This window comes from Autumnicola psychrophila (genome assembly GCF_031846645.1).
GTDB classification, from domain to species: domain Bacteria; phylum Bacteroidota; class Bacteroidia; order Flavobacteriales; family Flavobacteriaceae; genus Autumnicola; species Autumnicola psychrophila.
In genome coordinates this window covers 20,139-41,813 of sequence record NZ_JAVRHN010000015.1, presented here as the reverse complement: position 1 = coordinate 41,813, position 21,675 = coordinate 20,139, and the positions used below count along the sequence as shown (strand labels likewise).

General features: G+C 38.9%; 15 protein-coding genes. 7 read left to right on the top strand and 8 right to left on the bottom strand.

Annotation, left to right across the window (positions count from 1 at the left end; translation table 11 throughout):
* Nucleotides 1–359: 359 nt before the first annotated feature.
* The 6 genes from accC to pdxA form a co-directional block, all read right to left on the bottom strand.
* A complete protein-coding gene (accC, locus tag RM541_RS15950) occupies nt 360–1,712 on the bottom strand; it encodes an acetyl-CoA carboxylase biotin carboxylase subunit (protein ID WP_311496433.1) in 1,353 nt (450 codons plus the stop codon).
* A gap of 54 nt (nt 1,713–1,766) precedes the next feature.
* Entirely contained in the window at nt 1,767–2,279 is a 513-nt protein-coding gene (gene accB / locus RM541_RS15945) for an acetyl-CoA carboxylase biotin carboxyl carrier protein (protein ID WP_311501129.1), read from the bottom strand.
* Between the two features lie 21 nt (nt 2,280–2,300).
* Complete coding sequence (locus RM541_RS15940; RefSeq protein WP_311501128.1) at nt 2,301–3,296, bottom strand: beta-ketoacyl-ACP synthase III; 996 nt, start codon at nt 3,294–3,296, stop codon at nt 2,301–2,303.
* Between the two features lie 180 nt (nt 3,297–3,476).
* Nucleotides 3,477–3,674 carry a 50S ribosomal protein L32 gene (gene rpmF, locus RM541_RS15935; protein WP_081208252.1) on the bottom strand — a complete coding sequence of 66 codons (198 nt, stop codon included), beginning with the start codon at nt 3,672–3,674 and terminating at the stop codon, nt 3,477–3,479.
* Nucleotides 3,675–3,687: 13 nt separating this feature from the next.
* The gene (locus RM541_RS15930; protein ID WP_311501127.1) at nt 3,688–4,221 is read right to left on the bottom strand and encodes a YceD family protein; all 534 of its coding nucleotides are present in this window, start codon (nt 4,219–4,221) and stop codon (nt 3,688–3,690) included.
* Between the two features lie 67 nt (nt 4,222–4,288).
* The gene (gene pdxA / locus RM541_RS15925) at nt 4,289–5,365 is read right to left on the bottom strand and encodes a 4-hydroxythreonine-4-phosphate dehydrogenase PdxA (RefSeq protein WP_311501126.1); all 1,077 of its coding nucleotides are present in this window, start codon (nt 5,363–5,365) and stop codon (nt 4,289–4,291) included.
* A gap of 61 nt (nt 5,366–5,426) precedes the next feature.
* Here pdxA and RM541_RS15920 point away from each other — a divergent pair, with 61 nt between their 5' ends.
* Entirely contained in the window at nt 5,427–6,014 is a 588-nt protein-coding gene (locus RM541_RS15920) for a riboflavin synthase (protein WP_311501125.1), read from the top strand.
* Here RM541_RS15920 and RM541_RS17550 read toward each other — a convergent pair.
* Complete coding sequence (locus RM541_RS17550) at nt 6,011–6,250, bottom strand: hypothetical protein (protein WP_489752724.1); 240 nt, start codon at nt 6,248–6,250, stop codon at nt 6,011–6,013. The genes RM541_RS15920 and RM541_RS17550 overlap by 4 nt on opposite strands.
* Before the next feature lie 365 nt (nt 6,251–6,615).
* Between RM541_RS17550 and RM541_RS15915 the strand changes: the two genes are divergently transcribed.
* Both RM541_RS15915 and RM541_RS15910 read left to right on the top strand, forming a co-directional pair.
* Nucleotides 6,616–8,298 (top strand): glycoside hydrolase family 43 protein, encoded by a 1,683-nt coding sequence (locus RM541_RS15915; RefSeq protein ID WP_311501124.1) that lies wholly within the window; start codon nt 6,616–6,618, stop codon nt 8,296–8,298.
* Nucleotides 8,299–8,615: 317 nt separating this feature from the next.
* Nucleotides 8,616–9,401, top strand: a complete 786-nt coding sequence (locus tag RM541_RS15910) for a 3-keto-disaccharide hydrolase (RefSeq protein WP_311501123.1) — start codon at nt 8,616–8,618, stop codon at nt 9,399–9,401.
* 454 nt (nt 9,402–9,855) lie between these two features.
* Here RM541_RS15910 and RM541_RS15905 read toward each other — a convergent pair whose 3' ends face one another.
* Complete coding sequence (locus RM541_RS15905) at nt 9,856–11,007, bottom strand: glycoside hydrolase family 43 protein (RefSeq protein ID WP_311501122.1); 1,152 nt, start codon at nt 11,005–11,007, stop codon at nt 9,856–9,858.
* A 582-nt stretch (nt 11,008–11,589) separates the two neighbouring features.
* Between RM541_RS15905 and galB the strand changes: the two genes are divergently transcribed.
* From galB to RM541_RS15885, 4 genes are all read left to right on the top strand, one after another.
* A complete protein-coding gene (gene galB / locus RM541_RS15900) occupies nt 11,590–14,334 on the top strand; it encodes a beta-galactosidase GalB (RefSeq protein WP_311501121.1) in 2,745 nt (914 codons plus the stop codon).
* Nucleotides 14,335–14,426: 92 nt separating this feature from the next.
* On the top strand, nt 14,427–14,684 hold the full coding sequence (locus RM541_RS15895; protein ID WP_311501120.1) for an SGNH/GDSL hydrolase family protein: 258 nt from the start codon (nt 14,427–14,429) through the stop codon (nt 14,682–14,684).
* Between the two features lie 215 nt (nt 14,685–14,899).
* Nucleotides 14,900–18,178, top strand: a complete 3,279-nt coding sequence (locus RM541_RS15890; protein ID WP_311501119.1) for a VCBS repeat-containing protein — start codon at nt 14,900–14,902, stop codon at nt 18,176–18,178.
* A gap of 411 nt (nt 18,179–18,589) precedes the next feature.
* On the top strand, nt 18,590–21,670 hold the full coding sequence (locus RM541_RS15885) for a SusC/RagA family TonB-linked outer membrane protein (protein ID WP_311501118.1): 3,081 nt from the start codon (nt 18,590–18,592) through the stop codon (nt 21,668–21,670).
* The last annotated feature ends 5 nt before the right edge of the window (nt 21,671–21,675 follow it).

Below are 21,675 nucleotides of genomic sequence, written 5' to 3'. Positions count from 1 at the left end.
AGAAATGGCAATTATCGACCTGCAGATAAGGGACAACTACTTTTATTCTTTCGTCTTTATCAGTTCCATTTTAATGAAGAAACCTTCCCTTTTTTCAAGGGAGCTTTTGATTGTGCTGAATTGAGATGTATTATTTGCTGCAACAATGATTTTATTTGCTTCCTGTTCCCCTCCTTTTTAAGGAGGGGGTGCCCGGCAGGATTGGTGGTTGCGTTAGGGATAGGAGTGGTTAGCTCCCGCTCCACTTTTTTGTGGAGCGGGACTAAGAACGGATAGCCCGACCCCGTTTTTCACGGGGTAACGCCCAAAATCAAAAAACCCGGAAAAAAATTCCGGGTTTTACTAATATTTGATAATTTCTACGCTTCTTCCGGAGCTTTCATTTTAAAGGATTCCATGAATTTTGTAGTATAGTTACCTTCTTTATAGTCGGTTTCATCCATAAGCTGCCTGTGGAAGGGAATGGTGGTCTTTATACCTTCTATCACAAATTCATCCAGTGCACGCTTCATCTTATTTATAGCCTCTTCCCTCGTTTGGGCAGTGGTAATAAGTTTCGCGATCATGGAATCGTAGTGTGGTGGGATGACATAGCCACTGTAAACGTGAGTATCTATCCTTACACCATGGCCTCCCGGGGCATGCATATTGGTAATTTTACCCGGAGATGGACGAAAGTTGTGGTAGGGATCTTCTGCATTAATCCTGCACTCTATAGAATGCAACTGCGGGAAGTAATTTTTCCCTGAAATTGGCACTCCGGAAGCGACTAAAATCTGCTCTCGAATAAGGTCGTAATCGATTACCTGCTCGGTAATTGGATGCTCTACCTGGATTCGTGTGTTCATTTCCATAAAGTAGAAATTACGGTGTTTATCTACAAGAAATTCTACTGTTCCCGCACCTTCGTACTTAATATATTCGGCTGCTTTTACAGCTGCCTCACCCATTTTCTTTCTAAGTTTATCTGTCATAAAAGGAGACGGAGTTTCCTCTGTAAGCTTTTGATGACGCCTTTGAATGGAGCAGTCCCTCTCTGAAAGATGACAGGCTTTCCCGCTGCTATCGCCTACTACCTGAATCTCGATATGACGTGGTTCTTCGATAAGTTTTTCCATGTACATACCATCATTTCCAAAAGAAGCATCGGCTTCTTTACGGGCAGATTCCCATGCAGCTTCAAGGTCTTCGGGTTTCCAGACGGCACGCATTCCTTTACCACCTCCACCGGCAGTTGCTTTTAGCATCACGGGATAACCGGTTTCCTGAGCAAGTTTTTTACACTCCTTAAAGTCTTTTATAATTCCCTCAGAACCTGGAATACAGGGCACGCCAGCCGCTTTCATAGTAGCTTTTGCGGTTGCTTTATCTCCCATTTTGGAAATCATATCTGCAGAGGCGCCGATAAATTTAATGCCGTGTTCCTCGCAGATTTTGGAAAATTTAGCATTTTCAGATAAAAATCCGTAACCTGGATGTATCGCGTCTGCATTAGTAATTTCTGCAGCGGCGATAATGTTTGAAATCTTTAGATAAGATAAGTTACTTGGTGGAGGGCCAATACATACGGCTTCATCGGCAAATCTTACATGGAGACTTTCGGCATCAGCAGTAGAATATACTGCCACTGTCTTAATTCCCATCTCTTTGCACGTACGGATAATTCGCAGGGCAATTTCTCCTCTATTGGCAATCAATATTTTTTTAAACATACCTATTGTGTTTTTCTTCTGAAGAAAATTTCTCTTCAGATAAATGGGCAGTAATTATGAAGGGTCTACTAAAAATAACGGCTGATCAAACTCTACAGGAGAGGAGTCGTCTACCAATACTTTTACAATTTTACCGGATACTTCGCTCTCGATTTCATTGAAAAGTTTCATTGCTTCAATTACGCAGAGCACATCCCCTTCTTTAATACTATCTCCTACCTCAACAAATACAGATTTGTCTGGTGAAGGTTTTCTATAGAAAGTTCCAATTATTGGTGACTTGACGGTTATATAATTTGAATTATCTTCTGCTGCAGATCCTTTTTTATCTGAAGAAGATGAGCCAGACTGCGGTGCAGTTTCGGGAGCCGGCGAAGGCGCCTGTTGCTGTACCGGCATTTGCTGCGGCATTTGTCCTGCCATGGGCACCTGCTGTACGATGGTTTCTTTATCGTCTGAGCCGCCGGTTTTAATAGTGATTTTCACATCTCCCGTTTCCAGTTTAACCTCACTGGCACCAGACTTGGCTACAAACTTTATCAGATTCTGAATTTCTTTTAAATCCATAATATTAAAGTGTTGGTTTTTTTAAGAATTATATGCCCATTTCAGATAGGCTGCACCCCAGGTGAAGCCACCTCCAAATGAGGCAAAAATAAGGTTATCTCCCTTTTTAAAGTTTTTTTCGTAGTCACTTAGTAGTAACGGCAACGTAGCAGAAGTCGTATTTCCATACCGTTGAATATTCATAAGAACTTTTTCGTCTTCCAGATTCATCCTACTGGCGGTAGCTCCCACTATTCGCTTATTCGCCTGATGGGCTATGAGCCAGTTTACATCTTCATTGGTAAGATTGTTCTTTTTCATGATTTGTTCACTTACCGCTGCCATGTTGGATACTGCAAATTTGAACACCGTTTTTCCATCCTGGCGTACGTAATGAAGTTTTTTTGCCACAGTTTCTTCTGAAGGAGGCATTAGAGAACCACCTGCTTCTATTCTTAAAGAATCCCTTCCAATCGAATCGCTACGAAGTATTTCGTCCTGCAAACCAAAGCCTTCTTCATTAGGTTCCATTAGAACTGCACCGGCGCCATCACCAAAAATAATACAGGTTGTTCTATCTGTATAATCGATAATGGAAGACATTTTATCTGCACCTATCACCAATACTTTTTTATACCGGCCAGATTCGATATAGGCTGCACCGGTGGACATTGCATAAAGAAATCCTGAACAAGCTGCCTGAATATCATACGCAAAAGCATTAGTAGCTCCAATTTGCGTTGCAACGTGAACGCTCGTTGCCGCAACAGGTAAATCTGGTGTTGCGGTAGCTACCAATACAAGATCAATTTCCTGCGGATCAAGATTTGTTTTTCTCAGCAGGTCTTTTGAAGCTTCTATAGCTAAAAAAGAGGTTCCTTTGTTAGGATCTTTTAAAATTCTACGTTCCTTAATTCCTGTTCTTGAGAATATCCACTCATCATTGGTATCCACCATTTCCTCCAACATCTTGTTGGTTAAAATATCGTCGGGAACATATGCACCCACAGCTGTAATCGCTGCTGTGATTTTATTCATAGAATCAATTTTAAAACACCAATGTGCATGCCGCTGCACAAAAAAAAGCACATCAAAAGGAATGTACTAATTTTTCTTCTAAAAGTGGTGCAAATTAAGGTCTTTTTAGGACTTATTCAACTAAAAACAAAAAACTCCCACGGCGTGAGAGTTTTCTTAATTTATTGAAGCTCTAAGACATTAAGCCTCTACTTCTTCTGTATTATCTATTAATACCTGACCGCGGTAATATAATTTACCTTCGTGCCAGTGTGCTCTATGGTACAAATGTGCTTCGCCTGTTGTAGGGTCGGTAGCTATTTTTGGTACCGAGGCCTTATAATGTGTCCTTCTTTTATCTCTTCTGGTTTTAGAGATTTTTCTCTTTGGATGTGCCATGGCTTGCTATTATTTAATCGTTTAGTAAATTCTTAAGTTTATCCCATCGAGGATCTATATCCTCCTCATTATTTTTTTCTTTCTTGTCGATGCTCAGTTCTTCCAGCTTATCCAGCACGTCAGACTTTAAAGTTCCATCTTCAACGCCGGGATGTACCCTTTTTATTGGCAAAGATAGCACGATAAGCTCATAAATATATTGTTGTACGTTTACCTCATACTCTCCATGCGGGATTATAAGTAAATCTTCATCTTCGTCATTATACTCATTCCCAAACTTGATTACCAGAAAAAGACTGCTGTCTATTGGCTGATCGTATGGTTCATTCGTAATATCGCAATCAACATTTACCGTTCCTGAAGCTTTAAAGGTAAGCTCCATCATGGTATTTTTCTTTTCGAAAAGCAGGTCGATTTTTACATCTACACTGTTGAATTCGTCGTACTCAAAATGATCAAAGAACTCGTTATCAATATCGTACTCAAACTGGTGCTTCCCTAGCTTTAATCCCACAAAGGGGATTGTATATGCTGCTAATCTTCTCATCTCAAACTCAGTTTCGAGCCCTAGGCCCTTAGGCTTAGGCGGCTGCAAAGATAAAAAATATAATTAATTAATTATCTTTTGTGAACAATTTTTTGTTAGTATCTTTTCTACCCTGCTTCTTTAAGGCATTCTTTGTTAGTTTCCTGTATTCCTTTCTGCATTTGTAAATTTCAATGGCTTTAAATACAGCCTCTTTAAAGGAATTTATATTGGCAGAGTTGGTTCCGGCAATTTCAAAAGCTGTTCCATGATCTGGTGAGGTTCTCACTTTATTTAAGCCTGCCGTAAAATTCACTCCGTTACCAAAAGAAAGGGTTTTAAAAGGAATAAGCCCCTGGTCGTGATAAGAAGCAACCACCGCATCAAAATTTTTGTAATTCTTGGAACCAAAAAAGCTATCTGCAGAATAGGGACCATAAACGAGCTTACCCTTTTCCCTGATTTTATGCAAAGTTGGTTTCAGAATTTCTTCATCTTCCCTGCCTATAACTCCGTTATCACCACTGTGAGGATTGATGCCTAAAACGGCAATTTTCGGCTTTTGAATCCTGAAATCCTGTTTCAGAGTTTCATGAATAATGTCGATTTTCTTCTGAATTAATTCCGGTGTAATCACGCTGGCTATATCTTTTAGAGCCACATGGTCTGTAAGTAATCCTATTTTAAGCGTATCGGTAATCATAAACATAAGGCTCTCCCCCTCCAGCTCTTGTGCTAAATAATCTGTATGTCCAGGAAAATTGAAGTTTTCGCTCTGGATGCTGCTTTTATTTATGGGCGCAGTAACTAAAACATCTATATCATCATTTTTCAATGCCACTGTGGCAGCTTCTAGAGAAAGAAACGCATATTTCCCGACTTCGGGATCTTCTTCGCCAAAATTGATATTCACATTCTCCTTCCACACGTTCATCACGTTTATTTTTCCATCTATTGCCTTGGAAGGATCGTCTATTCCCTGGAAATTAAGGGATAGTTTATACTGCTTTTTCAGAAATGTGACAGTCTTTGCTGAAGCGAAAATAACAGGGGTACAAAAATCCAACATACGGGAGTCGTCAAAAGTTTTAAGAACAATCTCACTCCCTATGCCATTCAAATCTCCTATACTAATTCCCAATTTTATCTTTTGAACTTGTTTCATAAAATTCCCGATATTTTATTTCTATTTTTACAACACAAATGTAACTAATATAATACAATCCATGTTTACCGGGATCATTGAAGAAGTAGGGGAAATTACTACACTACACAAAGAAGAAGAGAATTTACATATTAAAGTAAAGGCGAAATTCACTCCCGAGCTTAAGATAGATCAAAGTATTGCCCATAACGGAGTCTGTCTCACGGTAATTTCTATTGAAGAGGACACGTACAGCGTAACTGCAATAAAAGAAACCCTTGAGAAGACAAATTTTGGAAATCTCAAAAAAGGCAATCTGGTTAACCTGGAACGCGGAATGAAACTTGGCGACAGACTGGATGGCCATATCGTGCAGGGGCATGTAGATCAAACAGCAATTTGTATTAAAACCGAAGAGGCCGGAGGAAGCTGGAACTTTAGCTTTGAGTACGATCCTGCTATGCAAAATATTACTATTGAAAAAGGATCTATTACCATAAATGGTGTGAGTCTTACTGTGGTAAATTCAGGAAAGAACAGCTTTAGTGTATCCATAATACCTTATACTTACAATCATACTAATTTTCATAATTTAAAGGAAGGAGATATAGTGAACCTGGAATTTGATGTAATAGGAAAGTATGTAAAGCGGATCAATGACTTGCGTTAATCATCTTCTCTTTTCTTCCGAAGATGATAACCCCCCAAAAGAAGCCCCGAAGCAATTAATGCTGAAATTCCAAAATCTATAGGAAGACCCGGTGGCGGTGGCACGCCTGGGCGACATTGTCTTGATGGAATACAAGCACCATTTTCCCCACATGGCCTATATCCTGGGTTAGTGCATTGAGAAAATCCCTGAAATCCAGAAAAAAACAACACGACCCATATAAGGAAGGTCCGCATCTTTTTTAATTGTTTATTTCTATTTATCATAAAATTTTCGAAAACCTGGCTAGAATATTACACAATAAAATTTCGATAAATATACACGATAAAGCCCAACAGCGGCTAAAATTCGGGAGTTAATCTTCTCTATTTCATTTATATAAGTGATATTACTGAGAAATAATTTTCCTACAACTTCTCAGAGTGAATATCACTTTTCTGCAAATTTAAAAGTTCAATTTTAATATGCAAGGTAAGGGTTTATTAACAACCTTCACGCCAAAGATTTTATACATATTATAATTTTCTGAAGAACCTCACTACGCAACCGATTGCTCCATAACATTTTTTCTTTATCTTGACCCGATAATAAATTTTAAGATATGAAATCAAAAATTTTTCTTCTTGTTTTCGCTTTTTGCCTTGGCTTTTTACCAGCACAAGCCCAGGAACAAGATTATTTTCAAAACCCGATCCTGGCTGGATTTTATCCCGACCCTGCGATCACAGATGACGGAAATGGCAATTATTATATGGTACATTCCACTTTTGCTTTTTATCCCGGAATCCCAATATTCCACAGTACAGATCTTGTAAACTGGAAGCAAATAGGAAATGTCCTGAACCGACCGGAACAAGTGGACCTGGAAGGATTCGGAGTTTCAAGAGCAATTTTTGCACCAGATATCAGTTATAATAATGGCACCTTCTATGTAACCTGCACTATTGTTGATGGTAAGGGAAACTTTGTGGTAACCGCAGAGGATCCGGCGGGACCATGGTCTAATCCTGTATGGCTACCTGAAGTTCAGGGTATAGATCCGGGATTGTTTTTTGATGATGAGAAATCTTATATTGTTTACAACGGAGCGGCTCCCAACAACGAACCGTTGTATGAAGGGCACCGCACAATCCGTATGTTCGAATTTGATAAAGAAAAACTGGAAGTAAAAGGAGAAAATCGTATCCTGGTAAATGGAGGAGTAGACATTTCGCAAGAACCTGTTTGGGCTGAAGGACCACGAATTTACAAGGAAAACGGCTATTATTATCTTATGACCGCAGAAGGTGGTACAGCCGTAAACCATACCGAAGTCGTCTACAGAAATAAAAATATTGGCGACGATTTTATTCCTTACGAAGATAATCCTATCCTTACGCAAAGGCATTTAGATCCTGAAAGGGAAAACCCAATTACTTCTGCCGGCCATGCGGACATCGTTGTGGGCCCGGATAACGAATGGTACGGAGTTTTTCTTGCCGTGAGACCTTATGAAGGTGACTTTTATAACACCGGAAGAGAAACTTTTCTTGCACCCGTAAAATGGGTGAACGACTGGCCTGTATTTGATCTGGGAGGTGAAGAAATTAAATATCAATATCCTTTACCTGAAGGAGTAGCGCTAGATAATACTCTTTTTCCTTTAAATGGAAATTTTTCCTTTACCAAAGATTTTAATGATGAAGAACTCGATTTACACTGGTTATTTCTTAGAACGGTTAAGAACAAGTGGTACAGTTTAACTGAAAAGGAAGATTTTTTAGTGATGGAAACCCGACCTGAAACCGTATCCGGTACCTCTAATCCAAGTTTCATTGCGCACAGGCAGCAACATCTTACGGGAGAAGCTTCTGTTTCTTTGGATTTTTCAACTAAAAAAAGCAACGAGAAAGCTGGCTTAATAGCCTTTCAAAATGAAACCCACTATTATTATATATGTAAATCTTTTGCTGAAGGTCAAGAGGTTATTCAGCTTTATAAAGGATCTGAAGATGGTGAGGTTTTATTAAAATCGGCTAAACTGGATTCTCCTGAGTCCCTTGTAAAATTGAAAGTTGAATTTGATGAGGATCTTTACAAATTCTCCTATAAAACTGAAGAAGATTGGAAGAATTTGGGAGGTGATTTAGACGGAAAATATCTTAGCACCAGGGTTGCAGGTGGCTTTGTGGGAGCAGTTTTAGGAATGTACACCACTTCCAACGGTAATACTTCAAGAAATAAAGCCGCTTTCGACTGGTTTAAATATTTAGGAGAAGATGAAGTTTATTCGATACAAAATTGAGCTACTTGAAATAATTAGAAAGAGATCATAGGCTCCTTTTAGATCTTATTTGTTTCTTAAGAAAAACGAGTAGCAATAAAATAGTAATTCATCACAGACAGAAAATTGCAGAACTGAAAAATCATAAACAAGAAAATATAAACCTGACTACAATTATGAAGCAGTTAAAAAATTTTAATTTTCCATTTGTGATTAGCATGACCATAGCACAAATACCTCTGACAACTTCAGCAAGTAACCCCTAGCTCCCTTTTTCGGTTCAAGAAAATCATGATAATATGAAACAGCAAATGACAAGCTACATTAAAATTAACCTTATGAAAACTCCTGCACTACAACTTTTATTAATGATTTTCATTACCGCAGCAAATGGCCAGGTGAGTGATTCTGAATCTGACTGGATTCCCTTATTCAATGGTGAAAATTTAGATGGCTGGACTGTCAAGATTGCCGGACACCCGATGAATGAAAATATAAACAAAACATTTTATGCAGAGGACAGTATCCTGAAGGTTTCCTATGAAGGTTATAAAAATTTTGATATGCAGTTTGGACATATTTTCACTGATATTGCCTATTCGAATTACATATTCCGCGTTGACTATAAAATTATTGGTTTAGGAATGCCAGATGCACCACATTGGACCAATTTTAACAGTGGCGTAATGATACACGCTCAATCCCCCCAAAGCATGCGTATTGAACAAGGTTTTCCGGTCAGTATTGAAGGGCAATTTCTTTCAGAGGGTGCCACCGCTGGAACACAAACTGGAAATGCAGTTACGCCAGGCACAAATATTGTGATGGACGGCAAACATATTACGGAACATATAATCAATTCAAATTCTGAGTTATTCCCTTTAGATACCTGGGTACGATTTGAAGTTGAAGTTCACGGCAATAAAGAAGTTATTTATCGTGTAAATGGAAAAGAGGTAATGCGGTTTGCCGAACCTCAACTTGATGATACCGATAATGACGCCAAGCATTTACTTGACCTGGGAGCCAATAAAAGTTTAAATCAAGGCTATATAGCATTACAAGCAGAAGGACAACCAATATGGTTTAAAAATATTAAAATCAAGGTGTTGGAAGAACATTAATTTTTGGAAATTGACTTTAAAATCGTAAGTCTTCGGAATCCGAAAATTTGCAAAGCATAATTAAAAGCATTTGCTGCTTTTTCAACATATTAAAGTTTCACAGACCCGGCAGGTAGGAAGTTCCATATTGGGATCGCCCTTGAGCCTGACAATTATCGCCTAAATAAATATCCTTCAGCATAATTTCATTATTTGCACTAAGCTACCTTTTCCTTTTAGAAGAACCACCAGGTTTTAAATTAGAAATAGTGACGAACCATTCCCCTTTAAAATTTGACCTCGTTTATGCTCTTCGCCCTAAAATGAAATAAGAATGGGCTTCTCTTCAGAAGCCCATCCCCGTACTTTACATTTGCATCTCGCTGAAAAGCACCATTCTGTAGTTAATCACTTTAGGTCATCGTATCTGAGCAAAATACGGAACTACAATAAAAATATTTTATAAAATTTTCCTTTATTCTGCTGAAGCATCCTGTTCGGTTTCCTCTCCAGATTCAACCATAGCATTAATAGTCTGAATGCTTCCGTCTTCGTTATAATTAAGCTCTGTCATTTTAACACTTCTCAAGTACGTTTTCCCTTCAGAAAGTGAACTATCATGATAAAATAAATACCATTTCCCTTCATATTCAACTATGGAGTGGTGATTTGTCCAGCCTAAAACCGGTTCCAGGATCACGCCCTGGTATGTAAAAGGACCGTAAGGATTGTCACCCGTTGCATAAGCTATGTTGTGCGTGTCTCCAGTAGAGTAAGAGAAGTAATAGGTGTCATTATATTTATGTACCCAGGCAGCCTCGAAAAATCTTCTTTCGTTGTCCCCGGTAAGAAGCGGCTCTCCATTTTCATCAAGAAGTTGTACTTCTTTTGGCTCTTCTGCAAAGCTCAGCATATCGTCACTCATTCTGGCAATCATTGGTGAAAGTGCAGGTTCATCATCAGCCGGATAAACATCTTCTTCTCCCTGATACTCATTGTTACGGTAATCCTGAAGCTGTCCTCCCCAGATTCCTCCAAAATACATATAATATTCGCCGTCTGTATCTTCGTATACCGCTGGGTCTATACTATAGCTGTTTTCGATAGGCTCCTGTTCCGGATTAAAAGGCCCGGCCGGGTTATCTGCAGTCGCCACGCCAATTCTAAAAATATCATTTTCATCCTTGGCCGGAAAATAAAAGTAGTATTTTCCATCTTTTTCTGCAGCATCTGGTGCCCACATTTGTCTTGAAGCCCAAGGCACATCTTCAACATCCAATACCACCCCATGATCTTTTACCTCCCCACCTATACTATCCATAGAATAGACGTGGTAATCCTTCATATCAAAATGTGCACCTGTATCATCTTCTGGAATTCCGGAATCCCAGTCATGGGAAGGATAAATGTAGATTTTGCCATCAAAAACGTGAGCTGATGGATCTGCAGTATAGTTGTCAGTCACTAAAGGCTCAGAGGCAGATTTTCTAACTTCGCTTCGCGATGGTATAGAATCCTCTTGCACATTATTTTCTTCAGCACTACCATCTTTTTTCCCATCGCCGCAGCTCAAAATTACAAGTGAACCTAGGACTGGAAGGGTGGAACGTAAAAAGTTTTTATTCATAATTTTTAAATTTTAAATCTTATTAAGGCGGTTTTTAGTGAATACATTAAGAGCTAAATTATGAAAAACTTTAATTAATCGTATTCGCAAATTCAATGAATTTATTAAATCACTGTTAAACACCATAATAAATAATTAATTCTGAGGCGTAATGTTAAAATTTCTAAAAGAACCCTGATTTTTAACACAACCGATTGCGTAGGGAAATTATTTATGTATATTTATCATATTTAAATTATGATGTAACTCAGTAACAATCAATTTTAACTGGAACTACGCCGACGCTGGCGTTTCTTGTGATGGCATCTTTTAATTCAACTTTGTTGGTTAAAGCACAACAATAGTTCTCATTAAGGGAATATCAACTTTGACATTCCCTTAAGATAAGATATCGAGGATCTTAACGAGATCGTTGTTGTGATAATTAACTTACGAAGCTGTAAAAGGGTAAATAACTCGGAGGCACGAAAAGGGCGTCTTGCCGGGTGAACTTACTGCTTTGGGCAGCCATTTTTATTACAGCTTTTTTAATATGCTAATTAACAACAGAAATTATTTTTAAGTATGAAAAAATATAATCTTATGACAAAGATAAAAGTATTAGTCCTGCCATTATTCCTTTTCTTTTGCGGGATAGAAATGATGGCACAGTCAGAAATGTTTCAATATGATGAACGGGAAAAAATTTCTATAAACCAGAGCTGGCAATTCATGAAATACGATTCTGCCGAAGAAGCCGATGATCTGATTTATGATGTTCGTCCTGAAGTTACTGATGCAAGAGATGATAAACCCGCAGACGCAAAACCTACTGAAGCTGTAGAAGTGGTAACAGCTAAGGATGTTCTAAAACCATGGATAATGCCCACGGGAAATCAGTTTCTTAATGATTCAACTAAACATTACCAGCGGCCCGAAGGAAACCCAGGTGGGGATTTTGATTTTGTCCAGCCAAGTTTTGATGACAGTGATTGGGAAAGTATAAATCTTCCTCATGACTGGGCCATTAAAGGGCCTTTCCTCAAAGGCTGGGATGCAGAAGTAGGTGGTGGAATGGGTCGTTTACCAAGTCCCGGGGTGGCATGGTACCGCAGGAAAATATTTCTTCCGCAGGCGGATATAAATAAATCTGTTTTTCTGGATATAGACGGGGCAATGTCTTACGCGATGGTCTGGATAAACGGAGAACTTGCCGGCGGCTGGCCCTATGGCTATTCTTCATGGAGACTGGACATTACCCCGTACCTGAATCCAGGAGAAGAAAATCAAATAGCCATTCGTCTTGATAATCCTCCAAATTCCTCGCGCTGGTATCCGGGAGGAGGAATTTACAGGAATGTATGGCTGGTAAAAACCAATCCTCTTCATGTAGGGCAGTGGGGCACTTTTATCAAAAGCAAAGATGTTTCTGAAGCCTCTGCCACATTGGAACTAGAAGTGAAAATTGATAATGATTCCCAAGAAGAAGCTGTAGTTGAGACTCTGACCAAAGTCTTTTCTCTAAATAAAGATGGTGAAAAAAGTAAGGCTCCAGTTGCTGTTTTTGATGCTTCTGAAAAAAGCATACCTGCAAAAAGCAACATTACAATTAAAGATTCTGTCACCCTGGATAATCCCAGGTTATGGGGGCCACCTCCAACACAAACTCCCAATTTATATGTGGCGGAGACTAGCCTCCTGCTCAACGGGAAAATTGTGGATCAATATAATACTGAATTCGGCATAAGGTCCATAGAATTTGATGGCGAAAGAGGAGTGATAGTTAATGGCGAGCCTGTTTTCATAAAAGGCGTGAACCAGCATCACGATTTAGGAGCCCTTGGTGCGGCTTTTAATAAACGAGCGGCAGAACGGCAACTGGAAAAACTCAGGGAGATGGGAGTTAATGCCATCAGGATGGCTCATAACCCCCCTGCTCCCGAATTACTGGATCTTACCGATAACATGGGCTTTCTAGTAGTTGACGAAATGTATGACTCCTGGGAACGTAAGAAAACTCCGCTCGACTTTCATTTAATTTTTCCGGAATGGCATGAGCAGGATTTACGTGCTCTCATACGCCGTGATCGAAACAATCCATCGGTTATAATGTGGAGCACCGGCAACGAAGTTGGGGAACAATACACTGGAGAAAAAGGAGCCGAAGTCGCCCGCAGATTACGTGAAATTGCGAATCAGGAAGATCCTACCCGACCTACTACCGCATCCTTTAATTATGCAAAACCAGATATGCCCATAACTGAAGAAACAGAAGTTATAAACCTGAATTATCAGGGAGAAGGCATTAGAAATGCTCCTGCCTATGCTCATTTAGAAGGAATAAACACCCCTCCGCTTTATCCCGCTTTTCATGAGAAGTTTCCAAACAAAACAATTATAAGCAGTGAAAATGCTGCAGCGGTGAGTAGCCGGGGAACCTACGTATTTCCTGTAACTGAAGGAATAAGTGCTCCTGTTAGCGACACCACCGGAGGTGATTCAGAAAATGACTTTGTAAGCGCCTACGGTCTTTATACAACCCCTTTTGGAGCTTCCCCAGATAAGGTATTTGCTTCAATTGATAAGCATCCTTATGTTGCTGGAGGATTTGTATGGAGTGGATGGGATTATTTAGGCGAACCTACTCCTTATTATTTATCCCGGAGTTCATACTTTGGCGTTATAGATCTGGCTGGCTTTAAAAAAGACAGGTTCTATTTATATCAATCCCGCTGGAGACCCAATCATCCCATGGCTCATATTTTACCTCACTGGAACTGGCCGGAGCGAATGGGTGAAATAACCCCTGTTCATGTATATACTTCAGGAGACGAAGCAGAATTGTTTCTGAACGGAGAATCTTTGGGAAGGAAGAAAAAAGGCGAATATGAGTACCGCCTTAGGTGGGATGACGTGGTTTATCAACCGGGAGAATTAAAAGTAATAGCTTATAAAAACGGAGAAAAGTGGGCTGAGGATATCGTAAAAACTACCGGCGAACCAGCTGCTTTAAAAACATCAGCCGAGCGAAAAGACATAAATGCCAATGGGAAAGATTTGGCGTTTATTACTGTAGAAGTGGTTGATGAAGATGGGCTAACCGTTCCCACGGCAAATAACACTATTCAATTTTCGGTTGAAGGTCCTGCAGAAATTGTAGCCACAGATAATGGAGATCCTACCAATATGACTCCTTTTCCTTCACATCAGCGCAAAGCTTTTAATGGAAAAGTGATGGTTATAGTACGTCCAATAGCTGGAAAACCCGGAGCAATCCAAATAAAGGCTACGTCTGAAGAGCTTGAAAATTCTGATATAACTATTGAAAGTCTTTTCGAAAATAAATGATAGACCCAAAAGCTATAAATATACTTTTCATATTGTTAAAGGTTTTACATCTAGATTCCGATATGTAAAACAAAAAATAATAGCCTATTTCTTTGTGCGGAGGTACAATTGGACCAATAAAAGAGTCTTTTTACTACAAAGATTTTCGTGAAGCTGCCCGTGATTCCGTCAACAAATGGATACGTAACAGCGGACGTTTTGATGCAGTTATTGATTTTGACAAAGCCATAAGAAACCCACAGGATACGTTGGTTATCCTATCAGAAGCCCATTCAGGTGATTATCTGCATCCCAATGAACTGGGATATGAGATAATGGGAAAGGCTATAGATCTCTCCCTATTCGAATAAAATTTTGTTTTTTAAGCAGCCAGGAGAACAATTTATCATGTCTAGTTTTGCAGGCCTGCTGAAACATAAAAGTAGTTAGTTTTAGTTTTTGAGTTAGTTAATTTGTATTGTGATGAGAGTTGAAAACCGTCTTCCTTTATTGGGAAGGCGGTTTTAAGTTTTATATTCCCATTTAAACATGGAAGAAATTTTATATTTGCAAAAATTTGTACTACATGTCCCTAATTTTCAGAACAATACTTTTTATCTGCTTAATTATTCTCGCAGGTTGTGGCCGGGATGAAGTAAAAAGAAAGACTTCAGACGCAGAAACCCTGTTTACCGAGCTTGACCAATCCAAAACAAATATAGAATTTACAAATAGTGTAAAGCAGGATTCCGGGTTTAACTATATCAATTATCCTTATGCTTTTACTGGCGGCGGCGTTGCTGTTGGTGATATAAACAATGACGGCCTTCAGGATGTTTATTTCACTTCTAATCAAAATTCCAATAAGCTCTACTTCAATACCGGAGATTTTAAATTTGAAGATGTGACGGCAGAAGCCGGAATAGAAGACAGCAATGGCTGGACCAGCGGAGTTACTATGATAGATATTAATAACGATGGATGGATGGATATCTACGTATGTAAATCTGCCTCTATTGAAAATAATGAACTTCGGAAGAACATATTGTTCATTAATCAAAAAGACGGAACTTTTAAAGATGAAGCCGAAAAGTGGGGACTGGATCATAATGGTTTCTCTATTCAGGCTTACTTTTTTGATTTTGACAAAGATGGTGACCTGGACATGTACCTGGTAAACCACCGCCCTGATTTTGGGAACACGAATAAAATTGAGCCTACGGGCGAAAAACAATATTTCCCTGAAACCTCAGACCACCTGTTTCGCAACGACGGTGGAAATTTCACCAATATCACACTACAGGCAGGGATTATCAACAAAGAATGGGGTCTTAGCGCTTCTATTGGTGATTTTAACAACGACGACTGGCCAGATGTTTATGTGGCCAACGACTATATTGGTCCCGATTTTCTTTACATCAACAACAAGAACGGAACCTTCTCTAACCAGATCAATACCCGTTTTAAGCACATTTCCTACAACAGCATGGGTTCTGATTATGCCGACATCAACAACGACTTTCTACCCGACCTTCTGGTGCTGGATATGCTGGCGGAAGATCATCAGCGTGGGAAGCAGAATATGGCGAGCATGAATACTGAAGGTTTCCAAATGATGGTAAATTCCGGTTACCACTATGCGTACATGTCCAACGTCCTGCAACTCAACAATGGTAATGGTTCTTTTAGCGACATTGGCCAATTGGCCGGTATTTCAAAAACCGACTGGAGCTGGGCACCTTTAATTGCCGATTTTGATAATGACGGATTTAAAGATATATTTATTTCAAACGGAATAGAACGGGAACTCGGGAACCAGGATTACAGGACAAGGGTAAGAGAACTTCAGCAAGAACAGGAAAATGTTACCTTTTCTGAAATGATGAAATTTATGCCTTCTGATGAACTTTCTAACTACGCCTTTAAAAACAACGGCGATTTAACTTTTGAAAATAGCACCAGTAACTGGGGATTAGATAAAAAAATAAATACAAATGGCGTTGCTTATGCCGATTTTGATAATGACGGTGACCTGGATCTGGTTCTTAACAATTCTTCTGGAAATGCAGCTGTCTATAAAAACAATTCTGTAGGTAATTTTATTAATATAAAACTCACAGGAAGTGAAAATAATATTAATGGTATTGGTACAAAAGTAAAAGTGTACACCCCTGAAAATCAACAATATCAGGTTCTTTATACCTCCAGGGGGTACCAATCCTCAGTAAGTAACATCCTGAATTTTGGGATAGGTGAAGAAACAGAAATTGACAGGATTGAGGTGATTTGGGGAGACAATTCGGTTCTGGCCGCAGAAAATATAGAGCCAAATCAAACAATTAGCTTCAGCAAAAAGCAATATAAAGGTGACAAAGAGCAACCCTTAAGGTCAACTCAAAATTTCACATCTGTAGATCCACAAAGGCTTGGAATTAACTTTAAACATGAAGAAAACACTTTTAATGATTTTTCGAGGCAGGCTTTACTCCCTCAAAAACTTTCAGAACAAGGCCCTGCGCTTCAGGTTGCAGATATCAACAACGACGGTCTTGATGATTTTTTTATTGGTGGTGCAGCAGGACAGGCTGCTCAAATGTATATTCAGCATAAAATAGGGAGATTTGAAAGTATAAATCGGCAATTTTGGAAAAAAGAGAAAGATTTTGAAGATAATGCCGCTCTTTTCTTTGATGCCGATGGTGATGAGGATCTCGATTTGTATGTAACCAGTGGCGGTTATGAACTAGACGAGAATGATCCCCTTCTACAGGACCGGCTCTATATTAATGATGGCAACGGAAACTTTACTGTAAGCCGAAAATTGCCGAAAATGAGCACTAGCTCAAAAACCGTCCGCGCAACAGATTTTGACAACGACGGAGACCTTGATCTCGCCATTGGCGGCCATCATATCCCCGGAAAATATCCTTTAGCACCAAGATCTTACCTCCTGGAGAACGAAAATGGGCATTTTAAGGATATCACCCAGGAAATCGCCCAGGAACTACTGCAAATAGGTATAGTAAACGACCTGATTTTTTCAGATTATGACAATGATGATGATGAGGATCTTGTTGTTGTTGGGGAATGGTTTCCAATAAGCATTCTGGAGAACAGAAATGGCAAATTTGCACTTAAATCCATAACAGATTTTGATAAAACTGAAGGCTGGTGGAATACTGTTAAGGAAGTTGATATTGAAAAAGATGGAGATATGGACTATTTAGTAGGTAACCTGGGAGAGAACAACAAATTTCACCCTTCTGAAGAAAAACCACTCCATATCTACGGAAATAATTTTGACGACAACAACACCTACGATATGGTATTGAGCAAGGTTTACAAGGGTAAATTAGTGCCAGTACGGGGAAAGGAATGTTCTACAGCACAAAACCCCTTTGTTAGCGAAAAAATACCGACTTATGAAGAATTTGCCTCTTCATCGCTACAAGACATTTATGGGGAAGAAGAAATTTCCAACTCCTATCATAAAGAAGTATACACATTCAGTTCTATTATTGCGATAAATAATGGAGATGGCAGCTTTACAAAAAAGAAGTTACCAACTAAGGCCCAAATTGGCCCTACAATGGATTTTCAGATAACAGACATAAACGACGATGGTTTTCCCGATATTCTTGGTGTTGGAGGAATTTTTGAGGCTGAAGTAGAGACTATAAGGTACGATTCTAACACAGGCTATATTTTAGTTTCAGATTCCGAAGGAAATTTACAACCTGAAAGGGATATAAGTTTCTATAACGGCTATAATGTAAAGGGAATGGCAGGTATTAAGATAAGAGAAGAAGCCCACTACATTATGGCCAACAACAACGGTCCACTCACCATCTTTAAAAGGAAGTAATTGATTCAAAAAAGAGCCAAATCTACAGCCCTGGAAATTAGGGAACTGCGTAAAAATCTCTTATGATTGAATAAGATAAACCCAAAATGGAATTTTGTATTACTATCTATTAGATCCTGATTGTAAAAAAATAATCATCAAAAATGGTCAGGAAGGTCTGGAATAGGTCAGAAAAGATATGCCTGATTTGGTTTACAGTTACATTTCAACAAAAGCCTACTTAAGACATACAACCTGTTTTCAGAATGCTTCATATTAACAGCAATGGCTTTATGTTAAAATTATAAAAATTCACAAATTATCTACACAACCGATTGCGCTATGGGAATATTTCTGTATATTTATCAACTTTTAAGAGTAATTAAGAGCGTTTTTTTGCATTTATCCAATTCCAACACTAAATACTAAATTATGAACAAAAAATTACAAATTATTGACAATCACCTCTGGAAGAAGTTACTCTTCTTCTTATTTTTGATCATTGGTTTTGGTGCTCATGCCCAGAACATCACAGTAAGCGGGACCGTAACTGATGATGCAGGCCCACTTCCCGGAGTAACAGTTGTTATTAAGGGAAGTACGGACGGGACCACTACAAACTTTAATGGTGAATATACTCTAAACAATGTTCCTGCCAATTCAGTTCTGGAATTTAGTTTTATTGGCTTTATCACTCAAGGTGTTCCGGTTAATAACCGAGATAATATCGACGTTGTTATGCGCGAAGACACTGAGGCTCTGGATGAAATAGTGGTAATCGGTTATGGTGCCCAAAGAAAGGAATCAGTAACAGGATCTGTTGCTTCTATTCAAGGTGATGAATTAAAAGAAGTTCCTTCCTCAAACGTTACTCAGGCCTTGCAAGGACGTCTTGCAGGTGTAGAATTGTCACCCTCATCCTCTAAACCGGGAGCCCCGTTACAAATCCGTATCAGAGGTACACGCTCATTAAATGCAAGCAACGACCCTTTAATTGTTCTGGATGGAATTCCATTTGCTGGATCTATAGCGGATATTAGCCCTTCGGATATTAAAAGTCTAGATATACTTAAAGATGCTTCTGCCACTGCAATTTATGGATCTAGGGGTGCCAATGGAGTTGTTTTAATTACTACAAATAAAGGAAAAAAAGGCGAAGCAGAATTTAGGTATAATGGGTTTGTAGGTTTAAAAAGTGTTTTTGGTAAATATCCTATGATGAACGGTCCTGATTTTGTTGAGCTCCGAGAAGAGGCCGGAATTTATGATAATACTTTGGATGAATCTAACGATATAAATACTGATTGGCAGGATTTGCTTTATGAATCTGCTTTAACAACAAATCACGATGTTAGCGTTGTAGGAGGAACTGAAAATGGTTCCTATAGCGCAGGTATGGACTACAATAAGGATGAGGCTGTGCTGCCACTACAATATTACGAGCGAATATCTCTAAGAGCTTCTGTTGACCAAAGTATAGGGGAATTTCTCCGTGTAGGCCTTACAACTAACAACAATTACTCAGTGAGTAATGGCAATAGCATTGGAATGTATGGCGCATTAAATAGTTCTCCAATTGCCAGTCCATATAATGAAGATGGTTCTTTAAAGAGAGTTATCAGCATGCCTCTTGATGAGCAGTGGGTTTATACAAGCCAGTCACTCAATGATTTAGGGGATAGCTATGTGGATAAAACAAGAGGCTTTGGTTCTTACAATTCCATTTTTGCTGAAGTGAAAATACCCGGTATTGAAGGTTTGAGCTATCGTTTAAATTTAGGATTAAATTATAGGCAGAGTAATGGAGGCTATTACCAGGGAGAAGGAGTATTCAGCACAAATGAATCAACAATTTCTAATGCTTCCATAACAAATTCTCATACCTTCGATTGGACCGCAGAAAATTTGCTTACCTATGATAAAACCTTCGCAGAAAAGCATGATCTAAATTTATTAGCTCTTTACTCCTCTTCTGAAAACTTGTATTACAGATCTCAAGTGAACGCTAATGATATTCCAGCTGATGCTTTTCAGTACTTCAACTTAGGTAGAGCCAACGAACAGCCAATTGTTGATCCTAATCAACAAGCGTACCTTAAAAGTGGACTTCAATCGGTTATGGGTCGCGTAATGTACTCCTATGATTCTCGGTATATGCTATCTGCTAGTTATCGTTATGATGGGTCTTCAAGGTTATCGGAAGGCAACAAATGGGTTTCATATCCTGCAATTTCTGCAGGATGGAACATCCATAACGAATCTTTTATGCAAGACGTAGATTACCTAAATTTACTTAAGATACGCGCTGGTTATGGTACCGCATCGAATCAATCCATTGACCCCTATTCCACACTTGGTTTGTTAAGTACCAGACCCTATAATTTCGGAGATACATATACAACTGGACTCTTTGTTTCAGAATTACCAAATGATAATCTTGGATGGGAATATTCAACCTCCTATAACCTTGGACTTGAATTTGGTCTGTTTACAAATCGGCTTACAGGTACATTAGAGTACTATGATACTAGGACAAAAGATCTATTATTTCGCGTAGGTCTCCCAACAACTTCCGGTGTAAATAGTTACATCGCTAACATTGGGGAATCAACTAATAAAGGATTTGAAGCTTCACTAAACGGAATTATCCTGGACAACCCTGATGGTTTTTCCTGGGATGTGGGTGTAAATTTCTATCGTAATCGAAATGAGCTAACAAAATTAGCATCCGGGCAGGAAAGGGACGAAAGCAACTGGTGGTTTGTGGGAAACCCAATTAATGTCATTTATGATTATGAAGCAATAGGATTATGGAACGAGGGGGATGAAGGTTATGAATTTCTTCAAACATACGAACCAGGTGGCAACGAAGGTATGGTCAGGGTTAAATATACAGGTGATTTCAATGCAGACGGCTCCCCAACAAGGGCTATAGGTCCAGATGACAGACAAATCATGGATATGCAACCTGATTTTCAGGGTGGTTTTAATACGCGACTATCTTATAAAAATCTTGATCTTTCTATGGTAGGAGTTTTTCAAAGTGGTGGTTTATTAATAGCAACACCTTATGGTGCAAATGGTTACTTAAACATTTTAAGCGGGAGAAGAGGTAATATCGATGTGGACTATTGGACACCTGAGAACACTGACGCTATGTTTCCCAAACCAGGCGGTATTGGTGGTGATCAACCAAAATATCTCAATTCTTTATCCTATTTTGATGCTTCTTATTTAAAATTAAGAACCATTACCTTAGGCTATAATTTTGATAATGAACAGTGGTTAGAGGCGAACGGCCTGAACAGGTTACGACTATATTTGACCGCTCAAAACCCCTTTGTTTTATTTTCACCTTATAATGATTTTTCGGGAATGGACCCAGAAACCAATTCTTATGGAAATGAAAATGCCGCGGTTCCATTAAGTAATAATCTTCGAAGATTACTAACAATAGGCACGAATACTCCTACAACCCGAAACTTTATCGTAGGTCTTAATGTATCATTTTAATAAAA

Excerpts from the sequence above, each read along its gene's own strand:
- accC (WP_311496433.1), bottom strand. The coding sequence starts at position 1,712 with ATGTTTAAAAAAATATTGATTGCCAATAGAGGAGAAATTGCCCTGCGA.
- accB (WP_311501129.1), bottom strand. The coding sequence starts at position 2,279 with ATGGATTTAAAAGAAATTCAGAATCTGATAAAGTTTGTAGCCAAGTCT.
- RM541_RS15940 (WP_311501128.1), bottom strand. The coding sequence starts at position 3,296 with ATGAATAAAATCACAGCAGCGATTACAGCTGTGGGTGCATATGTTCCC.
- rpmF (WP_081208252.1), bottom strand. The coding sequence starts at position 3,674 with ATGGCACATCCAAAGAGAAAAATCTCTAAAACCAGAAGAGATAAAAGA.
- RM541_RS15930 (WP_311501127.1), bottom strand. The coding sequence starts at position 4,221 with ATGAGAAGATTAGCAGCATATACAATCCCCTTTGTGGGATTAAAGCTA.
- pdxA (WP_311501126.1), bottom strand. The coding sequence starts at position 5,365 with ATGAAACAAGTTCAAAAGATAAAATTGGGAATTAGTATAGGAGATTTG.
- RM541_RS15920 (WP_311501125.1), top strand. The coding sequence starts at position 5,427 with ATGTTTACCGGGATCATTGAAGAAGTAGGGGAAATTACTACACTACAC.
- RM541_RS17550 (WP_489752724.1), bottom strand. The coding sequence starts at position 6,250 with ATGCGGACCTTCCTTATATGGGTCGTGTTGTTTTTTTCTGGATTTCAG.
- RM541_RS15915 (WP_311501124.1), top strand. The coding sequence starts at position 6,616 with ATGAAATCAAAAATTTTTCTTCTTGTTTTCGCTTTTTGCCTTGGCTTT.
- RM541_RS15910 (WP_311501123.1), top strand. The coding sequence starts at position 8,616 with ATGAAAACTCCTGCACTACAACTTTTATTAATGATTTTCATTACCGCA.
- RM541_RS15905 (WP_311501122.1), bottom strand. The coding sequence starts at position 11,007 with ATGAATAAAAACTTTTTACGTTCCACCCTTCCAGTCCTAGGTTCACTT.
- galB (WP_311501121.1), top strand. The coding sequence starts at position 11,590 with ATGACAAAGATAAAAGTATTAGTCCTGCCATTATTCCTTTTCTTTTGC.
- RM541_RS15890 (WP_311501119.1), top strand. The coding sequence starts at position 14,900 with ATGTCCCTAATTTTCAGAACAATACTTTTTATCTGCTTAATTATTCTC.
- RM541_RS15885 (WP_311501118.1), top strand. The coding sequence starts at position 18,590 with ATGAACAAAAAATTACAAATTATTGACAATCACCTCTGGAAGAAGTTA.